The following is a 1,776-nucleotide window of genomic DNA, read 5'->3' as shown; positions in this document are numbered from 1 at the left end:
GCTGATGCTGTCCCAACTGTTGGCGGCGCGTGGCATCGACACCGTCGTCCTGGAACGACACAGCCGGGACTACGTCGAAAGCCGGATCCGCGCGGGCGTGCTGGAACATCAAAGCGCCGCGGCCTTGCGTGCGGCAGGCGTGGGGGCACGCATGGACGCCCAGGGCATGGCGCATTCCAGCATCGACCTCGCGTTCGCCGGCGCGCACCACCGGATCGACCTGGAAGGTCTGACCGGCAAGAAGATTATGGTCTACGGCCAACACGAGGTGGTGAAGGATCTGATCGCCCAACGCCTGGCCGATGGCGGCGATATCCGGTTCGAAGCCGAGGTGAACGCAATCGAAGGGTTGGACGGCGACCAACCAAAAGTCCGCTACACCCACAATGGCCAGCCCCACGAACTCGTGTGCGACTTCATCGCTGGCTGCGATGGCTACCACGGCGTCAGCCGGACCAGCGTTCCAAGCAACGCCCTTAAAGTATACGAGCACCGATATCCCTATGCCTGGCTGGGTGTGCTCGCTGAAGCGGCCCCGACCAGCGATGAACTGGTCTACGCCCGCCACGAAACCGGCTTCGCCCTCTACTCCATGCGCTCGCCGAGCGTGACACGGCTCTACTTCCAGTGCCGGCCGGATGAGGACCCAGAGGCCTGGTCGGATGCCGCGTTATGGGCGGAGTTGCACCGTCGGCTGGAGACCGGCGACGGCTGGACGATCAATGAAGGCCCGATCCTGCAGAAGAACGTCGCGCCGATGCGTTCCTTCGTCGTCGAACCGATGCGCTATCAACGCCTATTCCTGGCCGGCGACGCCGCCCACATCGTTCCCCCAACCGGCGCCAAGGGCATGAACCTCGCCCTCGCCGACGTGCAAGTGCTGGCCCCGGCACTTGTCCGCTGGTTCGAAGCCGGCGACCCGCGCGGCCTCGACAGCTATTCCGAAGTCTGTCTGAAGCGGGTCTGGCGGGTGCAGCGCTTCTCGGTCTGGATGACCCGCATGCTGCACGCCCAGCCGGATGCCGACGCCTTCGAGGAGCGTCTGCAGCAGGCCGAACTGGCCAGCGCAGCCGCCTGCGAGAGTGCCGCCCGGCACTTGGCGGAAAACTACGTCGGCCTGCCATTGGAGGCGCCGGCAACGTAACTTGGCGGACGTGCCTACGCAGGAAAACACGCAGCGGTGTTACAGAACGCTCTAGCGTCGGCCGGCCGTAGCGGATTCCGGGGTGGAGCCTGCGGGTTCCGCAAGCTGTACTTGGTTCCGGCCCGCGTTCTTGGCGGCATAGAGCGCTGCGTCGGCGCGCTCCAGGATAGCATCGGCCATCTCGTCCGCGGTCTCGGCCGTGGCCAAGCCGATCGAAATGGTGACGCTGAGAGGCGAACCATCCGGTAGCTCAATCGAGCTATCGGCGACCTGTGCGCACAAACGCTCGGCCACCTGAAAAGCGGCGGCGCTATTGGTTTCCGGCATCACCGCCACGAACTCCTCGCCCCCCAGGCGGGCGACCAGGTCGATCGAGCGCAGGTTGTCGTTCGCAACCTCGGCGAGCTTGACCAGAACGTCATCACCCACGCCGTGGCCGTGGGTATCGTTGACCACCTTGAAATTGTCGACGTCGAACAGCATCACCGAGACCGGCTTTTCGTTGTCGGCAATGCCCATCAGCTTGCGGTCCAGATGGGTCATCAAATAACGACGGTTGTACAGCCCGGTCAGGCTGTCGATAAACGCCATCGACATCGAGGCCTGAATCCGCTCGCGCAGACGGTCGTGGT

At 64.4% G+C, this 1,776-nt stretch carries 2 protein-coding genes; one reads left to right on the top strand and one right to left on the bottom strand.

Going from position 1 to position 1,776, the window contains the following annotated elements; translation table 11 throughout:
- Positions 1 to 1,144 (top strand): 4-hydroxybenzoate 3-monooxygenase (locus tag CCR87_RS00045; RefSeq protein WP_201155310.1); only part of this gene is annotated, 1,144 nt, incomplete at its 5' end.
- A 51-nt stretch (positions 1,145 to 1,195) separates the two neighbouring features.
- Here the strand turns inward: CCR87_RS00045 and CCR87_RS00040 are convergent.
- Positions 1,196 to 1,776: GGDEF domain-containing protein (locus tag CCR87_RS00040; protein WP_201155309.1), on the bottom strand; the 581-nt coding region annotated here is incomplete at its 5' end.

It is taken from the genome of Rhodobaculum claviforme (genome assembly GCF_016653255.1).
Classification (GTDB): Bacteria; Pseudomonadota; Alphaproteobacteria; order Rhodobacterales; family Rhodobacteraceae; genus Rhodobaculum; species Rhodobaculum claviforme.
Note: the sequence above shows the minus strand (reverse complement) of the source record. Positions and strands in the feature narration are given on the sequence as shown.